Source organism: Paenibacillus violae, assembly GCF_032461945.1.
Taxonomy (GTDB): domain Bacteria; phylum Bacillota; class Bacilli; order Paenibacillales; family NBRC-103111; genus Paenibacillus_E; species Paenibacillus_E violae.
This window is the reverse complement of the sequence record NZ_JAWCUD010000009.1, coordinates 1-16820: the sequence shown is the minus strand read 5'-3', so window position 1 is coordinate 16820 and position 16820 is coordinate 1. Positions and strand designations below refer to the sequence as shown.

The window sequence follows — 16820 nt, the reverse complement described above, 5'->3', positions numbered from 1 at the left end:
AGGCAGGCGAATATATTAGAATTTAAGAAGGTGGGATAGGCTTGAAATATAATGAACTTTCAAAAATATTTGTTAATGAATTTCCAAAATTCAGGCTTAACCTTACTGATCATGAAGCATTATATGAAGAAGTTCTTAACCATGTGTTTTTTGGTGACTTAAATGATTATTTGATCGAATTACTAAGAAAAGATATAGAACCCGAGTTACTAATACGATTGTTTGAATTTTATGAGAGGATGGAATTAAAGGGGGATACTTTAGTTAAAGAAGTTTTGTCTTGTACTATTCTAGAGAGGCTTGGGGACGAAAAGGAAATACTAGAAGTTGCTTATAGATACATGGGTAAGGAAACCAGAAAAGCGTCGGATAATATTGAAAGAGCATGGGGGAGATTATGAGAATTTCTATGTATATCTCTGAAGCCACCGTCAACCTCTAAATCCGCATTCACGCATCTGTCATTCGGCAAGATTCATTACGCTAACGAAGAAACTATAGTTAAACAATGAAGGGTTGCAGCGTTGCAGCCCTTCATGCGGCTAAGCGGGCAGTTTCAAACAAGTATCATTCTTGAAACTTATCTAAGATATATATAAGAGGTGATAAGATGAGGATATGTATTGTGCCATTATTTGTTATATGTTTGTTGTTTAGTATTGTATTGAATGAGCCTGTTAGTGCAGTTTCATGCGCACATCCAGAATCAATAAAAGAAGAGTTTGCGAATAGCTCGATTGTACTTATGGGTACAGCTCTTAATTCTAATACATTAGAAAACGATTTTACTGTTGTTTTTAGTTTGAAGACGCTTTGGAAAGGAAGTACAGATGTTATTGAAAAAGGGATTTCTATAGGTAACATGTGGAAGGAAATTATAGAAGGTCAAGATTACTTAATATTCGCAAGTCAGCGTGATGGTCATTTAGAAGCTAATATATGTGGTAATTCAAGAGATTGGTCTGAGGTAAATAAAAAACAAATTAAAGATCTAAATACAGGGAAATTAACAATTGAGCAGTCTGCGAATAATAGAAATCAAATATACTGGTTTGTGTTCGTTATTTTTATAATAGCAATTGTAGGCATTATATTAATACGATTATATCGTATTCGGAGAATGCAAAGGTAGTCGATATCCGAAGCTGTTTCAATTAACGAAAAACTATAGTTCAATCACGACATGACGGCAGCCAGCATTGATCGGCTGCCTTTGTTCAACGGCGAACGATAGTTGAATAACCAGGGAGTAGATTGCCACGGCAGTTGCTCCCTTTTTTTCATTGAAATAAAAGGCAGGTTAATATGTAAGCAGAAGGTGGATTAAATTGTAATGGAGAATATCTCTTTTAAATACAAATATCGGAGGAAGTGGTTTCGATGAGTTACGATCTACATATTACAAAGGCTGAACACTGGATTGCTAGTGAGCAAAACCCAATAACAAAAGATGATGTAATAAAAATTGCAGATATTCTAAACACCTATAAAGGGATACCATTTATTTTTCAAGACGGCAGAATTACTCTATGTGGTGCTAATGATACGGTGATCGGTTTAATGATTACAATTGCAAATAGAATTGGCGCTCGAGTTCAAGGTGATGAAGGCGAATATTACGATAATACCAATAAGTCATATCCGGAACCGCCTGAGTACCTTAGAGTAGCTTCAGTAGTAGAAATTTATGAGTCCGAAAGTATCCCGGATGAGCAATTAAAATTTATTGAATCACTTAGGGTCGAAGATGAGATTCAACATGCTAAATTTGGAATAGGTAAAGTTCTTGAGATCATTGGCGAAGGTAAGGATACAGAACTTAAAGTGAAATTCATTGATTTAATAGGAACGAAAAGAGTACTAGCTTATTTCGCGCCAATTACACCTTGTAAATAGAATTAGCTTGTCGAACTAACGGCGAACGATAGTTGAGTGAAAAAGCTGCCGTCACAATCATTAAGAGCTTTACGGTGAAGAAAAGAAAATAATAATCAGGATCAGCAGCATTTTCTGTGAGGTGTGGAGTTTGCTTAATTGTCCATATTGCAATATTTCCGATGATAACAGTCATGAAGTCATAATGAGCAATGAAAGTTGCACTTATACTTTACTTAAAGAACAAGAGATTAAAGGGGCTGGTATAATTGTCCCGAAAGAACATAGGGAAACTGTTTTTGACTTAACTCAAGATGAATGGAATGAAACATTTCAGTTACTACAAGAAGTAAAACTGTATTTGGATCAAAATTACAAGCCAGATGGCTACAATGTTGGATGGAATTGTGGTCATGTGGGAGGACAACATATTTTTCATTCACATTTACATGTAATTCCTCGTTATGCTGACGAATTAATGGCCGGAAAAGGTATTCGATATTTATTTAAAAAGAATCAGAAAATCGATTAAGCTATCGGTGAACGTTAGTTTATAAATAAAAATCAAAATGGGCTGCCGGCTGATTGGCAGCCTTTGCTGAACTAAAGGGTAGGTTAACGTAGTTAAGTATAAGTAATTTGTGATAAGATATTTCCAGTAAATGTGTCTCTATATGGGTGGAGTGAATAAAGATGCAGATTAGTTTTGAAAAGGTAAAACAGAAATTATTAGAGGTAGGCATCACTAGTGAAAGTGGTATTCACTCTGATAATTTAATTATTTCATTCGAGCAGAAATATGGGTTTCACTTGCCTCAAGATTATAAAGAATTTCTTTTGACATATGGGAGAATAAACTATAACCATCAAATAAGCTATTCACAATTAACCAACATTCCAAAGCACGATGAACGAGGGAGAATGGGGTATTTTTATAACTTACAAAATGACAATAATGATTTAATTACTAATATCGAACGCTATCTAGGGCGAATGCCTGAAAGCATGATACCATTTGCGGATATTACAGGTGGGGATCAACTTTGTATTGGAGTTACTGAGGATGTAAGGGGAAAAATTTACTTTTGGGATCATGACCAAGAACACTTCGACCCCTGCGAAGAAGAATTATGGAATAATGTTTACTTAATAGCAAATTCATTCTCGGAGTTTATCCTAAGTTTTCAAATAGTAGAGGATGAAAATCTACCCAAGGATCTTGGTATTGTTAGTGTGAAGACGACACCTGAGTTTCTAAAATTGGTTGAAAAATTCAAAAGTAAAAGACAGTAAACACGCTAATGAAGAAAGCTATTTAGCGTTTGATTTATCAATGTAGGCTTGACGAATTATGCTAACGGATAACGATAGCTGAGGAGCTGCTGCGGTAGCTCCTTTTTGATTTCTTTGAAGTAACGGAGATTTGTTGGGAAAAAAGGAATAAGTAAAAAGTCGACGAAATTATTCTTAGTTATTTGTTCAGTTTCTGCATAAAAACTAGTTCAGAGGTGTTTTAGTGAAACGCACAGCGTTTATACATATTAGAGATAGTAGTGACACACTTCAAAAAATTCATAGCCTTTTTGAGGACAGATTAGATGAGATTTCATTCCAACCTAGTGGTCTCCAAATAAAAACAGATGAAGACAGGTCTGGATATCAAGATTTAATCTCTTTGATCAAGAATGAGAACCTGAGTCACACCTATGCAGAGAATCGGGAATACACAAAGCAAGAAATGAAGGAAGCAGCATTTTTTGATGTGGGAGTTTACTATCCGTGGGAACATGATGCTCTCAAGGATGCTGAGCATTATGGGACGAAGTACAAATTTGCTAACGATCATTGCTGCGAGTATTGCGGTAAAATTCAGGCTTCTGAATTGAAATTAGATGTGAAGAAGATCAGAACGAAACATTTTGTACAAATCAAGCCGGAATTAATAATTACTGATTACGCCAAGGAAGTAATTGAAAGCAATCAGCTTACTGGATGTGATATCCTTCCTGCCAGTGATTATAAGAATCGGAATGTACAAAAGGTGTATCAGTTAGTTGTAAAAAACGTTTTGCCTCCATTAGACGATCAGGTACGTTTTGAGTCTTATGGACATCATCCTATCATTTGTTGTGAATGCAGGTTCAAAGGGATTATCCGTTCTGAAATGATTTATAGGAAAGAGGAGATGGAAAAGTTTCGGGACTTTAATTTGACATTTGAATATCTGAATGTGTACGAAACCCGCTTATTGATTGTGAGTGCAAAAGTGAAAGAGCTTTTTCAGAAACATAAAATAAAGCTGTACAGACCAGAACCCGTTAGATTCATATAAAATTTTCAGATCAATTACTAAACTAACGAGGAACTATAGTTTAATACAATTTCTTCATCAATGTAACGGGTTTGAGTAGGTTGTTTTTATTAGTGATATTCAATTATTTTTTAATATTTGGGGGTAAGAAATTGGTTACTAATTGGTCAATGGGTGGGAAGAGAATAGAAGCAAGTCTTACTTTGAAGGAATTTATATATATGTTTTTTAAAAAGAAATTGTGTCCAGGTTGTGGGGCAAAAATGAAGAAAAAAATTAAAGACCACTCGCTTGGCGATAAGTCATTTGTTGATCAAGGTGTTGACGGTAAAACACTGTATACACATACAGAACGAATAGTTAGAAGTTATGCTTATCATTGTGATGTATGCAATATTGAGTACCCAATACAACAACTAGCTTCTAAAAGCACAACAAGAATTACTCAGTAAGATAGTTACTCGCGCATCTCGTTGAACTAACGAGGAACGATAGTTGAACTAAACAACGAGTAGTTCTGCCACAGCAGCTGCTCCTTGTTTTCATGATTTTTAAGTTGAAAAACGGTGAAATATCTGGAGATACTCCTATAAATGAAGTTGTTAACAAACATTTTCTTGCACATAATGAGTAACCAGTAAAAGGCGAATATTAAGCTTAGTTTCATTTTCAATAAAAGTAACGAGAAGGGAGAGTGGTGAAGCTTGATTCGCGAACTCCTTTTGTGTTCAACACCGCTAAGATTTTCGGGATTACGGTGTTTTTTCTTATGTGCAATAAACACTGTTTTTTTTAGATTTATTACTGTTTTTTGCATAGAATACGTGGAATAGATTGCTTATAATGAGCTTGCTCCAGTGCTTGGACACTAGCTCGAGAATACGAGAGGAGGTTCAGTAAACCGGAAATCGGATTCTTTAGCTAAGTCAGCAAAGGCTGGGTTCTACGAAGTTGATCTATGAATAGGAGGTTGAAAGGGATGTATTTTTTTCAAAAACCATGCTACTCATGTGTATCTAAGCTGCTTATCGCCTTATTCCTCTTTTCGTTATTGATGCCTTTAAACGTTGCCCCCGTATTAGCGGCAGATACGACCTTTGTAAATGAGAATTTCAGTACATATCCATTGGGGTCTGTAAAAATCGGAAGCGCTAACAACTGGACTGTGGAAGGAACCGCCCCGGTCGTCAATGTCGTACAAAATACGGTGACGGGATTGACTTATGCCGCCATCAGCCATGATTTAACTGGTTCTTCCTATTTCGGACAACGGTTTGCTCCACAGACCGGAGGTTTTATCATGCAATTTGATGTGAACCTCCCAACTAATAAAGGTGGAACCTTCTGGGTGATGGACGGGAAGGTGAATGCAACAACTGCTGCAGCAATGCGCTTTCAGATGGATGCTGGGATTTTTAAGCGTAATAATGGTCCAACCCTCATGAACTATGATCCGACGCATTGGTACCGGTTTACTATGATCTTCAATATTCCAAAGAAAAAATATACGGTCAGCATTCTCGATTTGAACACAGGAAGTACGGTCTCATCAACGGATGATTTCTATAGTGCTAGAGATAGAATCAGTAGTTTTGGATTTTTTACCAACGCGGGTGGAGGCAAATTCAATTTAGCTAACTTCAAAGTAACCTCGCTGGACCTTGCGTTGAAAAGTGTGGAACTAAGTTCTGGAAATTTTGTTCCGCCGTTTTCTTTTGACCCAACCATTGAGAACTACACCATTAATGTTCCCTATTCTGTTAATGATCTAACAATAGCTCCGGTTGCAAACAACGCATCTAATGTAAATTTGAAGGTTGGATCTTCAAGTATGGCTAGCGGATCCTCGATTTCTGTGCCATTAACCGGAGCATCTTCTTCCATCGGGATTACGGTTACTTCTAACGTATATACGGATGTGTCCAGAACCTATACGATCAATGTAAACAAGCTGGAAAAGTCCCCCGCAGTCATGGATGTAAATGCGGAAGGACGTGATTCAAAAGTTCTTGTCGGATGGAAAGCGCCGATGGATCCTGCATACAAAGAAGCCCATATCTATGTAGTGGGCCCAGATCAAACTCAAACATTAGTAGCTGCAGTACCGAAAGGGACGTACGTCGCTACCATAAACGGGCTAACGAACGGTATAACCTATACCTTCAAAGTAACCGGTATTTACCAATATGAAAATGAAGGTCTATCGGAGTCGTTAGCGGTAAGTCTGAGCGCTACACCAAAATTGCTACCGGCAAGACAGATGGAGGATTTGGGACGAGGTCTCGTAGCCATTCAAGACAGCGGCCATGTATTCTTAGGATGGCGATTGCTCGGAACAGAGCCGGAAAATATAGCTTTTAACCTGTACCGTAATGGTGTCAAAATGAATTCAATTCCGATAACAGATAGCACCAATTATCTGGATCCTGAAGGCAGAGCGGATTCCTCTTATTTTGTCCGTGCCGTTATCAATGGAATTGAAAAGAACCAATCCGAGACGGTAAAACCATGGAATGCGAATTACCTCACTGTGCCGCTTCAAAAACCTGCGGATGGGGTCACCAGTACAGGTGAAGCTTATACTTACCGTGCTAATGACGCTTCCGTCGGTGATCTGGATGGCGACGGCAATTACGAGATTGTATTGAAGTGGGACCCGAGCAATTCGAAGGACAATTCACAGTCCGGGATTACTGGCAATACATATTTGGACGCTTATAAGATGGACGGTACCCGCCTCTGGAGATTGGATATGGGGAAAAACATCCGAGCTGGTGCTCATTATTTGCACCCTATGGTTTATGACCTGGATGGAGACGGGAAAGCAGAGGTAGCGGCTCGAACAGCTGACGGCACCGTTGACGGAATAGGAACGGTAATCGGTGATGCTACAGCGGACTATCGAAATTCAAGCGGTTATGTCCTATCTGGCCCTGAATATTTCACGATATTCGAAGGTGCAACTGGCAAAGCGCTGAACACCGCAAATTACGATCCGTCAAGAGGAAATGTCGGTGACTGGGGAGATACCTACGGCAATCGTGTGGACCGTTTTGGTGCAGCAATTGCGTATCTGGATGGACAGAGACCGAGTCTTATCTTACAACGAGGATACTATACCCGTATGGTGCTGGTTGCCTACAACTGGAGAGATGGTCAGCTGACCAAGCAGTGGGAATTCGATTCTCCTAATCCGGGACATGGACAAGGAAATCACCAGCTGAGTGTAGCGGATGTGGATGCAGACGGCAAGGATGAAATTATTACTGGAAATACGGCCATTAACAATGACGGTACGTTGTTATGGGCCAGCGGTTTGGGACATGGGGATGCCATGCATCTGGGAGATCTGAACCCTGCCCGTTTGGGCATGGAATTGTGGACGGTACAGGAGGAGACGAACAGTCCATATTCTGCGACTATGTTGGATGCCCGAACTGGCAAAGTACTGTATGGTCAACTCCAAGTTGGCGCGGACACGGGCAGAGGCCTTTCGGCCGATGTGGATCCGAGGTACGTGGGAGAAGAGTCCTGGGCGATAGATGCGACCAAGTCAGCAGCCACGGAGACCAATTCGAACGGTTTTATGTTCAATACCGATGGCACGAGAATCTCGAGCAAAATCCCAACTTCGAACTTCGCGGTCTGGTGGGACGGAGATTTAAGCCGGGAACTTTTGGATCATGATTGGGACGGAACAAATGGTGTTCCGAAGATCGATAAATGGGATTATGAGAACAATAAATTATCCCGTATCGCCACGCTAAACGGAACTTTCTCCAATAACGGCACCAAAGGAAATCCGTCACTGCAAGCGGATATTCTGGGGGATTGGAGAGAAGAGGTCATGGTAAGGACGGAAGACAGTAGCGCGCTTCGCATTTATTCGACAACAGCTGTGACGGATCAACGGATTTACACCTTAATGCATGACCCCGTCTACAGGCTCGGCGTCGCTTGGCAGAACACCGGTTATAATCAACCGCCGCATACGAGCTTCTATCTTGGCAACGGTATGGAGAAGCCGCCAATACCTAATATCTATCTAGTTGACATTACAGCACCAACAACTTCTGATAATGCACCTGTTGGCTGGGTGAACAATGATGTTTCGGTTACTTTTACTTCAAGTGATATTGGTTCCGGCGTTGCGGCGACATATTATACACTGGACGGAGGCGTCCAGCAGACGGGAACGACGGTTAACATTAAAGAGGAAGGCATACATTCTCTTGTTTACTGGAGCACAGATAATGCCGGAAACGTAGAAAAGACGCACACGGTTTCAATCCAAATTGATAAAACGGCACCTAATCTGAATGTCTCGTTAGATAATACACAGCTTTGGCCAGCCAATCATAAACTCGTTTCAGTAACTGCTCAAGTTGACGGAAGCGACGACATATCCGGTATCGATTCGATCGTCCTGACCTCAATTACGAGCAACGAACCGGATCAAGGGACAGGCGCCGATGATCAGCCAAACGATATCCAAAATGCCGAATACGGAACCCTTGACCCATCGTTCAGTCTACGTGCGGAACGATCGGGTCAAGGTATAGGACGGATGTACACCATCATGTATACGGCGACCGATAAAGCCGGAAATCAAACCATTAAGTCTGTTAATGTCAGTGTACCGCACGATCAATCACACAAGAAATAAACGACGAAGAGAACCGGCTAACGATCCAACTCAAAATCCATTTGGTTATGAATATCTTCAAGAGGAAGTAAAAGAATTTTTAAGAGTAAACCTAGAATCGTCGTCTCCCGCTCCTCAACAGTTGAATGAAAGCAGTTGATGATATGTGAAGGTTCTCGTGCTACTATTCATGAAGTGAATTAGAAGAACCTTGTGGGAGAATCTCACAAGGTTCTTCTTTGTTTTATGTAAAGGAATGATAGAAGAAATGAAATCCAAGAAAATGTGTTCGGTGAAAATAAAATGTGTTAGATTGAAAAATAGTTGTAGACTGAAACCTCGTTACGCTAACGGGACACGAGAGTTAAGCGGATGTAACATAATTGAAATCTTACATTCATGTGATATTAATGAATTAAGCCTATAATATAACTTGACCCCCTTTAAATTATAACCTTAGACCCTCAGCCCGTTGCTGTGGGTCTCTTTTTTCTATTCAACTAAAGGGCAGTATAGCGGAAACTCGGCAACAATTCCCCAATACATTATTTTCCTAATGTGATACCATATAACTGACAATGGAGAAGAAAGCATTTTGTTTGGGGGCATCGGTGAATGAAGTTAGATGAAGAAATCTGCTATCGTTTAAGTTACATTAATTGGTTTGGTAATTGTGGAAATCCAATTAAGGATTTTGATTGCATATATATTTATTCTTGGAATGAAGCAACTAAATACTTCACTGATAGCAATTGGGAAGAAACGACATTATACGCTCATAACGAACTAACACAGTTCTTACACGATAAATATCAAATAGAATACTCTTATTGGAATAAGCTAGTCATAGAAGCAAAGATATTTTTGGAAACGAGAATCTTTCCAAAGATTTACGATTATAAAGAAACACATTCAATAAATAATTTGTTTATTGAATGTGTGAAATGGGATTTGCTATCCATTGTGATGGAATATTCATACCAAAAGAAAGTACCAAAAGGAATAAGAGGCTTTTATAGTAAGGACTTATTAAATATCTATACTTCAGGAAACTTTCCCTGTGGATATCAAGGGAAATGGCCTACGGGTAGTTTAATCGTTTATTAAAGGATTATTCAGTGTTCAACTAACGGCGAACGATAGTTGAATAAATAACTAAAACGCGGCAGCCGGCATGGATCGGCAGCCGCGTTGCGCTAACGGGCAGTAGACCGTGGCGGAAAGCTACGCAAGTTTAAAGGACCTGGCAAGATTGCTGAATCAATTATTCTTGAAACAATAAAAGGATTTTCCACAAAATTCCAGAAAATAATATAGGGAAGAGATACATAAGATTATGGAGGGAATAAAATGTCAGATGGCTTGGAAAAAATTCTTTTTGACCCAATGAAACACCCCGAATGGGTAGTACCCCATAGCCCAGAGTGGTATAAACAATTGTTTGGAGAAGTGGGAGAATATAAATATCCTTGGAAGTCAACGTTTGATGAACCGAGAGCTGAAATGATATTGGCAGAAAAAATAAATTCCTCCCTATGTGAAGGTCGATTATTGGATGTTGGATGTGGTCATGGTGAATTTGCGTTTCAATTTGCATTAAATGCAAAAGAAGTTGTAGGGATTGATGTAGAAAAGGGTTTTATTGAAAAGGGTAATAAAACTAAATCAGTAGAAAATATCAACTTTCTAATTATTGATGGGAATGGTAATTTGCCCTTTCCAAATGATTATTTCGATGTAGCATATACAAAAAAAGGTCCAAGAGATTGGTATCACGAGGGTAATCGAATTGTTAGAGCAGGTGGGACAATTATAGGGTTCTACCATGCTGGTAGCCACGGTGCTTTACGTGAATTATTCCCAGGCCTATATTCCCAAATACCAAAACCAGAAGCAAATGACATATTGCGTGTGCTTAATCTTCATGGAAGTGGTTTAACGGATATTAATGTAGAGCTACTTGAAGAAATAGAATACCTATCTACACCAGAAGATGTTCTAATTAAAAAATGCTTTGGACAGAGCAAAAAACTTAGAGATATTGTTTGGCAGGAATGCTTGCAAGATGTAGAGAGGATTTTTAATAAATATGCAACTTCAAAAGGATTGAAAATAATTAATTATTATCACTTATTAACAGCAAAAGCTTCGTAATTAAATTCTATTAACGATGAACTATAGTTCAAACATTGCTAAAACGGCAGCCGGTAATGGCTGTCGTTGTCTGTTGAAGTAACGGGCAGGATTGCGTGGAATTGTCATGAATAAGCTATGTACAAATAATCGTAGTCTTTTTTATAATAGGAGGCAAATCATGAAACTTAGGGGGACTATTACAGAACAGGCGTATAGAAAAGAATTACAAGCCTCAAGAATTCGTCTTCTCGATGATATATCCATGCGAAGGTATTTGAACATTATTAGAGATACCTTTCCCACAATGAAAACTGCGTACATTTTATACTGGACACTTGAGCAGGGGGAAGATATTATCACTTTTCTTGTGGATACACACACAGTTATGAATATTGAATTGGATCGATACGATGATAAAATAGCTCCGATTTTAGAAGTGTATCCAATAGAGAATTTGATTAAGGGACATAGTAAAACGAATCAGATTAAAATAGCCGTAGCTTTGGATTTAGCAAAGAACGAACTAAAATTTTGAAAAGAAGATTGTGCTAACGTAAGAACTAAAGTTGAACAAATAAAGGAGTGGGAGATGCGAAAATGCTAAAAGCAAATGAGCAAATAAGTATGTCAGGCTCTGAAATAATAGAGGTGCTTAAAGAGATTGAGTTAATTATGACATCATTACACAAGATGGGTTCTTATTATGCTATAAAATATCAAGAAGGAGAGTTGATACAAGACAATTCGGAATATGAAAAGGAAACCACCCGTTTCATTGATGAATGGAAGGTAACGAATAGGCTTGCTAAAGTTAGAGGTGTGTTGTCCGAAAAGTTTGATAACACATTAGGTAAAGATGATATGGATGATTTAGAAAGAGCTATGGATGGGTTAAAATACTGGAGTAAACCAGGAGATGCTCCTCCAGACGACATCTAGTCATTAAACAGCTATCCATTCAAACGGAAAACGTTTGTTAAATAAACACACTTATTGGAGACTGCCTGCATGATCGGTGGACTTGTTCTTGAAACAAGATGATATCAAGTCTCTTGTAATTGTTGCTACTCATAAACATATAATTCAGCAATACATTAATAAAGCTGGGAAATTAGTGCTAAAATAAACACTCAGAGTGGGTAAGTATGCTTGGTTGAAATGGATGGTGTGTTAGATGCTTTATAAACGAAGGTTTTCAAAATGGATAACTATTATTATTTTAATACTTCTAGGGATAACTGCTATCGCGTTGATTATTAGCTTACACTCACTCGAAAAGAAACATGAAGAAGAAATAAGAAAGGTTATCTCTTCCAATGGGGGGAAAGTAATGAAAATTGAGAGAGTAGACCCCAACGTCAGCCCGTTTGCAGAGGACTCTAATAAAAGTAATGTTATCTATAAAGTTACATATAGTAAGTCCAAGGCAGAACTTGTAGCATGGTATAGGGGAGTAAGTGTAGTAAATAACATACATGGTAAAAACCCAACCGCTCTCCTAGGCGGATACGAAGAGAAGTGGATAATTCCATCTGATTCCAGTGATTTCTGACCACAATATGGCGAGTTCCCGTATTGTGGTTTTTTTAGCGGTTTCAGTTCTACTAACTGGGAACGATAGTGTGGCGGTGAAATCTTTAACTCGGGGATGGTATCATACTGTGTTAGTTGAGAATGAAAAACTGTATATGGAGAATTGCTATGATAAGAAAATGGGATGATATTTGTTCTGATTATAAACGATTAAGTAATAAAGAAAACAAGTTTTTTAGTATCTACAACTTGGTGGTATCTGTTAGAGATTCTAAATATTCAAATCATATTTATGGATGGACTTCAGTTTGTGATTTATATATTGTTCAAAATCAAGTGAATTATCCTTATGAAGGGCCTAAACTATTAGTAAGACAATTAGAAAGTAATAAATTAGAATTTAGATACATTGATACTTATGAGGCGGAAAGACAATGGAATAGAGTGTTTGATGGAAGTGATGGGTTCGAAAAATTAGAAAAATTATTCTTTGATTTGCATTGGTTCTATCCCGAATTTATAAAGTAATAAGAGATAGTATTATTGGTGCTTTATATGAGAAACATGATTGCACTAACGAGAGGACGTTAGCTCAATTAATAATATTTTGAAACGGTGATGATTCCATGGACAGAACGGAGCTATTACTTGAACAGTATGGCTTAGAACCAATGAGACAACATAGGGATATTCTTAAAGAGTTGCTACGTAGCGAGTCTTTAAATGAGGAACGTGAGGATAATGAATACCTGAAAACACTCTGTATCCTTGTATATACTTATGGAATTGCTGAGGATACATTGCAGATATGGAAGGCAAAAAATATTAATTTCGATACAGGTTGTTATATTGATGGGGAATTGCTAATAGGTGCGGGACTAGAAGAAACCATTTCGTATTTAAGAACATTAAAAACCGCTGAAGCGGAAAATGAATTAGATTATCTCAAGAAGCTTAAAACAATAGGAAGGGATAAAGTTTTGGAGTTTTATAGAAGTTATTATGGATTAAGTTAATTGGGAACTATACTTCAACAGACAAAGGAGGTAGCTGCGCACGAAAAGCTGCCTCCTTTGTCTGTTGAAATAACGGAGGTTTGCTTGTTCTCAGCTCGTATTTAACTCTGGAAAAATGAAACAAATTTACTTGTTTTTCGTATAAGAAAAAGAGGTGATGAAGTAATGAGAAAATTTTTGATCGTAATGGTATGCATCATATTTATTATGGGTTGTTCAAAAAATACTGATAAAGATTCTAAAATTCTTCCCGTCGTTACTGCATTAACCAATCAAAACGGCTTAGAAAATTGGAAATTAGTAATGATTCCAAAAATCAATACTCTAGGACAACAGGGTTACGATATTGAATTTATGTATATAGGGAGCGCTTCTGTTAAAAGTGTAGTTGTATATTACCGAGTGGATACAAAAGAAAAGCTTGCAGGTAAAACTGTAAAAGCTGATTCAAAAACAATTGTTTCAAAATTAGAATCGAATGAAAAGATAACATTATCCGATTTAGATCTGCCGATTAATATACCTGTATCGGTAGAAGTGGATTGGCTCGAAGGAAACCATATTAATAAGGGAACGGGTACTTTTAACATTACAGAATCAAAACAGAAATAGTTTCGTTCCATTTAACAGGTAACGTATTTCAAACTAACCAAGGAGCAGGTTGCCGCGGCAGCCGCTCCTTTTGTCATTAAGCTGATATGAACGAGGCGGTCAACACCCCATTTTTTGGAAGGTTTTCTTAGTTCTTCACTTTCATTTTTTCAGCCTAATAACCTAAAGATTCTTTCGCGAAGTGATTGTCAAGGACGGTGACTTTGCGTCCTTGACAATCAAACGGAGAGAAAGGATATAATGGCCGCGCTGAAAAAGAGGTGCTTTAAGATCTTAGCACGAAGGCAAAGTAGTTGACGGTGGTTAACAGTCTGATATGCGCGGGTTGGTTACCGCATTTCATTCCATCCGTCGTGGAGCTGCCTCGGACTAACGGCGCACATTCGGTTAATAAACAGACCTAGTGCATAGCTTAACATGAGGGTTCTCCTTACCAGAGCTTTGCCTCCGAGCCAAAACCTCAAAACTATTCCCATAAACTAATTGGGTTTTAATAAAAATTAACCTGCTGCAACAGTTTCCGTTCGCTTTTCAATTTCACAACCAATAGCCCAAATGAACCCCATGAGTTCCCTAGCAACAGCAACGGCGGCCTTCTTTCCGGCATTCCCTCGAGAAGTTATTTGATGATATTTTTTATGCAAACGGTGCTGAGCTTTACACGCAATGCGTTTGGCCTCAGGGTCTTGTCCATTTTGTCGAGCAAGGAGTTGGCCTTTTAATGATGGCGAGTGACGATATGCCCAAGCCGATTCTACGACAACATGACGAATGTGAGCATTTCCAACCTTGGTGATGGAGCCTTGCCATCTGGTAGTTCCACTTGAATATTCTTTAGAAACTAGTCCCGCGTAAGACATTAATTGCCTGGGGCTTGAGAAACGAGAGAACTGTCCAATTTCGGCTACCAATGTGGTTGCAGTTACTTCTGCAACACCACGCATGGTTTGAAGAGCTTGGATAACAGGAGCATGAACACTGCTCATGGCTTGCTCATGTATTTCAGCTTCGATGCGCTTCATTCGATCAGCGACTTCATCGATAGCATGAAGATACTCTTGAAAAACAATTCGTAATGAATATCTTTCAAAATGCAGACTATTCAACCATTCGCGATGTTTAAGCGACCAATTTCGTGTTCCTTTTGGAGAACGCAGATCATGACGAAGCAAAAATTGGACAAGACGAAGACGAGCGCGATGCAAATCTTCCTTAGCATCATGACGAGCACGAACGAGATCTCTTAATGCTTCATGATCTTCATCTGGTGTCCAAACAGGTGTAAGTTCACCAGATCGAAGATGCTTTGCAAGTTTCAAAGAATCTCTTCGGTCCGTTTTAACTCGGTCTCCTGCACGCTTAGGGATAAGTGTTGGAGCTACAACGATACAGTCAATTCCTAAGGAGATGAGAAATCTGAAAAGAGCGTACCCAGTTGGTCCTGCCTCATAACATACTTGCAATTGCTCGGGAGTGCCTAGCTTTCTCATCAACTTGCGAATCGCTTCAGGTGTATGCGGAATGTTGCCGAGAAAACGTGGTTCACCACGTCCTGTGTCTGCAACAGCAACAGAAATTGAATCTTTTGATACGTCTAAACCAACAAATTTTGTGTAATCCTTCATAGTAGCGGCTCCTTTCGAATGTAGCTCTGCATTTGGTTTTAAGTAGAATCCACTACACATTTTTACCAAATGTAACCTACGATAAGCGAAATGGGGCCGCCTCGTTCATTATGACTATCGGGAGTTTAACGCAACACACCTGAACAAAGTTGTGATAGAATATTTCCATTACTATACAACTAATAAAAGAGGTTTCTTTATGAAATACTTCGTAGAGGCAAAACATTTATGGAAATCCTTTGTACCAAAGCAAGGTCAATCAGAGACAGTACAAGGTGAGTTAATAAGAGCTATAGAGAAATTAAGGGATGAAGCTCAGAGGAACGGAAATGGCAATTGGGATAGTTGTTTCGAAATGTTTTGTGATTTTCTGGAAATAAATTTATGTAATTCTGGAGTTTTTAGCATGCTACAGAAAATGAAAATTAAGAGCAATATAAAGAGGCTTAGGAAATTCAATAGTCCCTATTTAGAAGATGACATATATGATGATTTAACTGATAGAGTGGTAGAATGGTATTTTAAGAATCAAGAACCGATTTTTAAACCATATGATCCGAACCAGTACCGATAATACAATCGGTGATCCAGAGCAAATAGCTTCGGCGTAACAGTCGGCTTGAGTCTGTGGCCGCAGTGTAAGGGCAGGATGGCGCAATGACTACGCAGAAATAATTTATTCATCATTTAGAGGATGGGTGGCCATAATGAAGGCTCTAAGTAAAGATCAATTGATCGAGTTAGTAAGAAAAATAATGCGCGTTGAAGGTAGTGAGGAAGAAATCGATAATATGATTGAATTTCTCAAGTTTAGCGTCCCACATCCTGAAGTTAGTGATTTAATTTACTGGAATGAAAATGAACTGACTGCAGAAGAAGTCGTTGAACAAGCACTAAGTTATAAGCCCATTTAGCAGTAAACATTGAGCATAGTGTTGAACTATCTGGGAACGTTTGTTTAATACACAATAATGGGAGGTTGCAGGCACGATCGGCAGCCTTTCGCTCACCTAAACGGGCAGTTATTCATAATATTATGACCCACAGCCCGTTGCTGTGGGTCACTT

At 38.6% G+C, this 16820-nt stretch carries 20 protein-coding genes; 18 read left to right on the top strand and 2 right to left on the bottom strand.

Going from position 1 to position 16820, the window contains the following annotated elements:
* Nucleotides 1-41: 41 nt before the first annotated feature.
* The 3 genes from RQP52_RS23130 (at nt 42) to RQP52_RS23120 (ending at nt 1896) form a co-directional block, all read left to right on the top strand.
* Nucleotides 42-401, top strand: coding sequence for a DUF7674 family protein (locus RQP52_RS23130; RefSeq protein WP_315954046.1), 360 nt, complete (start codon nt 42-44; stop codon nt 399-401).
* 224 nt (nt 402-625) lie between these two features.
* On the top strand, nt 626-1132 hold the full coding sequence (locus tag RQP52_RS23125; RefSeq protein ID WP_315954045.1) for a hypothetical protein: 507 nt from the start codon (nt 626-628) through the stop codon (nt 1130-1132).
* A gap of 248 nt (nt 1133-1380) precedes the next feature.
* The gene (locus RQP52_RS23120) at nt 1381-1896 is read left to right on the top strand and encodes a hypothetical protein (protein WP_315954044.1); all 516 of its coding nucleotides are present in this window, start codon (nt 1381-1383) and stop codon (nt 1894-1896) included.
* On the opposite strand, the gene RQP52_RS23115 is transcribed toward RQP52_RS23120, so the two are convergent.
* Nucleotides 1880-2071 (bottom strand): hypothetical protein, encoded by a 192-nt coding sequence (locus RQP52_RS23115; RefSeq protein ID WP_315954043.1) that lies wholly within the window; start codon nt 2069-2071, stop codon nt 1880-1882. The two genes, RQP52_RS23120 and RQP52_RS23115, sit on opposite strands and share 17 nt — an antisense overlap.
* 9 nt (nt 2072-2080) lie before the next feature.
* Here RQP52_RS23115 and RQP52_RS23110 point away from each other — a divergent pair, with 9 nt between their 5' ends.
* From RQP52_RS23110 to RQP52_RS23050, 13 genes are all read left to right on the top strand, one after another.
* On the top strand, nt 2081-2407 hold the full coding sequence (locus RQP52_RS23110) for an HIT family protein (protein ID WP_315954042.1): 327 nt from the start codon (nt 2081-2083) through the stop codon (nt 2405-2407).
* Nucleotides 2408-2568: 161 nt separating this feature from the next.
* Entirely contained in the window at nt 2569-3168 is a 600-nt protein-coding gene (locus tag RQP52_RS23105) for an SMI1/KNR4 family protein (protein ID WP_315954041.1), read from the top strand.
* Nucleotides 3169-3391: 223 nt separating this feature from the next.
* The gene (locus RQP52_RS23100; protein ID WP_315954040.1) at nt 3392-4207 is read left to right on the top strand and encodes a hypothetical protein; all 816 of its coding nucleotides are present in this window, start codon (nt 3392-3394) and stop codon (nt 4205-4207) included.
* Between the two features lie 131 nt (nt 4208-4338).
* Nucleotides 4339-4638: a hypothetical protein gene (locus RQP52_RS23095; protein ID WP_315954039.1), complete on the top strand. Its 300-nt coding sequence runs from the start codon at nt 4339-4341 to the stop codon at nt 4636-4638.
* Nucleotides 4639-5165: 527 nt separating this feature from the next.
* Nucleotides 5166-8852, top strand: coding sequence for a rhamnogalacturonan lyase family protein (locus RQP52_RS23090; RefSeq protein WP_315954038.1), 3687 nt, complete (start codon nt 5166-5168; stop codon nt 8850-8852).
* 594 nt (nt 8853-9446) lie between these two features.
* On the top strand, nt 9447-9938 hold the full coding sequence (locus tag RQP52_RS23085; protein WP_315954037.1) for a hypothetical protein: 492 nt from the start codon (nt 9447-9449) through the stop codon (nt 9936-9938).
* A 243-nt stretch (nt 9939-10181) separates the two neighbouring features.
* Nucleotides 10182-10985, top strand: a complete 804-nt coding sequence (locus RQP52_RS23080; RefSeq protein WP_315954036.1) for a class I SAM-dependent methyltransferase — start codon at nt 10182-10184, stop codon at nt 10983-10985.
* Between the two features lie 160 nt (nt 10986-11145).
* Nucleotides 11146-11502, top strand: a complete 357-nt coding sequence (locus RQP52_RS23075; RefSeq protein WP_315954035.1) for a hypothetical protein — start codon at nt 11146-11148, stop codon at nt 11500-11502.
* A 62-nt stretch (nt 11503-11564) separates the two neighbouring features.
* On the top strand, nt 11565-11906 hold the full coding sequence (locus tag RQP52_RS23070; RefSeq protein WP_315954034.1) for a hypothetical protein: 342 nt from the start codon (nt 11565-11567) through the stop codon (nt 11904-11906).
* 235 nt (nt 11907-12141) lie between these two features.
* Nucleotides 12142-12519: a hypothetical protein gene (locus RQP52_RS23065; protein ID WP_315954033.1), complete on the top strand. Its 378-nt coding sequence runs from the start codon at nt 12142-12144 to the stop codon at nt 12517-12519.
* A 149-nt stretch (nt 12520-12668) separates the two neighbouring features.
* A complete protein-coding gene (locus RQP52_RS23060; RefSeq protein WP_315954032.1) occupies nt 12669-13028 on the top strand; it encodes a hypothetical protein in 360 nt (119 codons plus the stop codon).
* 98 nt (nt 13029-13126) lie between these two features.
* Nucleotides 13127-13516 (top strand): hypothetical protein, encoded by a 390-nt coding sequence (locus RQP52_RS23055; protein ID WP_315954031.1) that lies wholly within the window; start codon nt 13127-13129, stop codon nt 13514-13516.
* Nucleotides 13517-13681: 165 nt separating this feature from the next.
* A complete protein-coding gene (locus RQP52_RS23050; RefSeq protein ID WP_315954030.1) occupies nt 13682-14128 on the top strand; it encodes a hypothetical protein in 447 nt (148 codons plus the stop codon).
* 500 nt (nt 14129-14628) lie between these two features.
* On the opposite strand, the gene RQP52_RS23045 is transcribed toward RQP52_RS23050, so the two are convergent.
* Nucleotides 14629-15753 (bottom strand): IS110 family RNA-guided transposase, encoded by a 1125-nt coding sequence (locus tag RQP52_RS23045; protein WP_315954029.1) that lies wholly within the window; start codon nt 15751-15753, stop codon nt 14629-14631.
* Nucleotides 15754-15952: 199 nt separating this feature from the next.
* On the opposite strand from RQP52_RS23045, the gene RQP52_RS23040 reads away from it, so the two are divergent.
* Nucleotides 15953-16327 carry a hypothetical protein gene (locus RQP52_RS23040; protein ID WP_315954028.1) on the top strand — a complete coding sequence of 125 codons (375 nt, stop codon included), beginning with the start codon at nt 15953-15955 and terminating at the stop codon, nt 16325-16327.
* Nucleotides 16328-16460: 133 nt separating this feature from the next.
* The gene (locus RQP52_RS23035) at nt 16461-16667 is read left to right on the top strand and encodes a bacteriocin immunity protein (protein ID WP_315954027.1); all 207 of its coding nucleotides are present in this window, start codon (nt 16461-16463) and stop codon (nt 16665-16667) included.
* The last annotated feature ends 153 nt before the right edge of the window (nt 16668-16820 follow it).

What these genes read in the sequence shown, in the direction of transcription:
- RQP52_RS23120 (WP_315954044.1), top strand. Translation starts at nt 1,381, where the DNA reads ATGAGTTACGATCTACATATTACAAAGGCTGAACACTGGATTGCTAGT.
- RQP52_RS23115 (WP_315954043.1), bottom strand. Translation starts at nt 2,071, where the DNA reads ATGACTGTTATCATCGGAAATATTGCAATATGGACAATTAAGCAAACT.
- RQP52_RS23110 (WP_315954042.1), top strand. Translation starts at nt 2,081, where the DNA reads ATGAGCAATGAAAGTTGCACTTATACTTTACTTAAAGAACAAGAGATT.
- RQP52_RS23105 (WP_315954041.1), top strand. Translation starts at nt 2,569, where the DNA reads ATGCAGATTAGTTTTGAAAAGGTAAAACAGAAATTATTAGAGGTAGGC.
- RQP52_RS23090 (WP_315954038.1), top strand. Translation starts at nt 5,166, where the DNA reads ATGTATTTTTTTCAAAAACCATGCTACTCATGTGTATCTAAGCTGCTT.
- RQP52_RS23085 (WP_315954037.1), top strand. Translation starts at nt 9,447, where the DNA reads ATGAAGTTAGATGAAGAAATCTGCTATCGTTTAAGTTACATTAATTGG.
- RQP52_RS23080 (WP_315954036.1), top strand. Translation starts at nt 10,182, where the DNA reads ATGTCAGATGGCTTGGAAAAAATTCTTTTTGACCCAATGAAACACCCC.
- RQP52_RS23075 (WP_315954035.1), top strand. Translation starts at nt 11,146, where the DNA reads ATGAAACTTAGGGGGACTATTACAGAACAGGCGTATAGAAAAGAATTA.
- RQP52_RS23070 (WP_315954034.1), top strand. Translation starts at nt 11,565, where the DNA reads ATGCTAAAAGCAAATGAGCAAATAAGTATGTCAGGCTCTGAAATAATA.
- RQP52_RS23065 (WP_315954033.1), top strand. Translation starts at nt 12,142, where the DNA reads ATGCTTTATAAACGAAGGTTTTCAAAATGGATAACTATTATTATTTTA.
- RQP52_RS23060 (WP_315954032.1), top strand. Translation starts at nt 12,669, where the DNA reads ATGATAAGAAAATGGGATGATATTTGTTCTGATTATAAACGATTAAGT.
- RQP52_RS23055 (WP_315954031.1), top strand. Translation starts at nt 13,127, where the DNA reads ATGGACAGAACGGAGCTATTACTTGAACAGTATGGCTTAGAACCAATG.
- RQP52_RS23050 (WP_315954030.1), top strand. Translation starts at nt 13,682, where the DNA reads ATGAGAAAATTTTTGATCGTAATGGTATGCATCATATTTATTATGGGT.
- RQP52_RS23045 (WP_315954029.1), bottom strand. Translation starts at nt 15,753, where the DNA reads ATGAAGGATTACACAAAATTTGTTGGTTTAGACGTATCAAAAGATTCA.
- RQP52_RS23040 (WP_315954028.1), top strand. Translation starts at nt 15,953, where the DNA reads ATGAAATACTTCGTAGAGGCAAAACATTTATGGAAATCCTTTGTACCA.
- RQP52_RS23035 (WP_315954027.1), top strand. Translation starts at nt 16,461, where the DNA reads ATGAAGGCTCTAAGTAAAGATCAATTGATCGAGTTAGTAAGAAAAATA.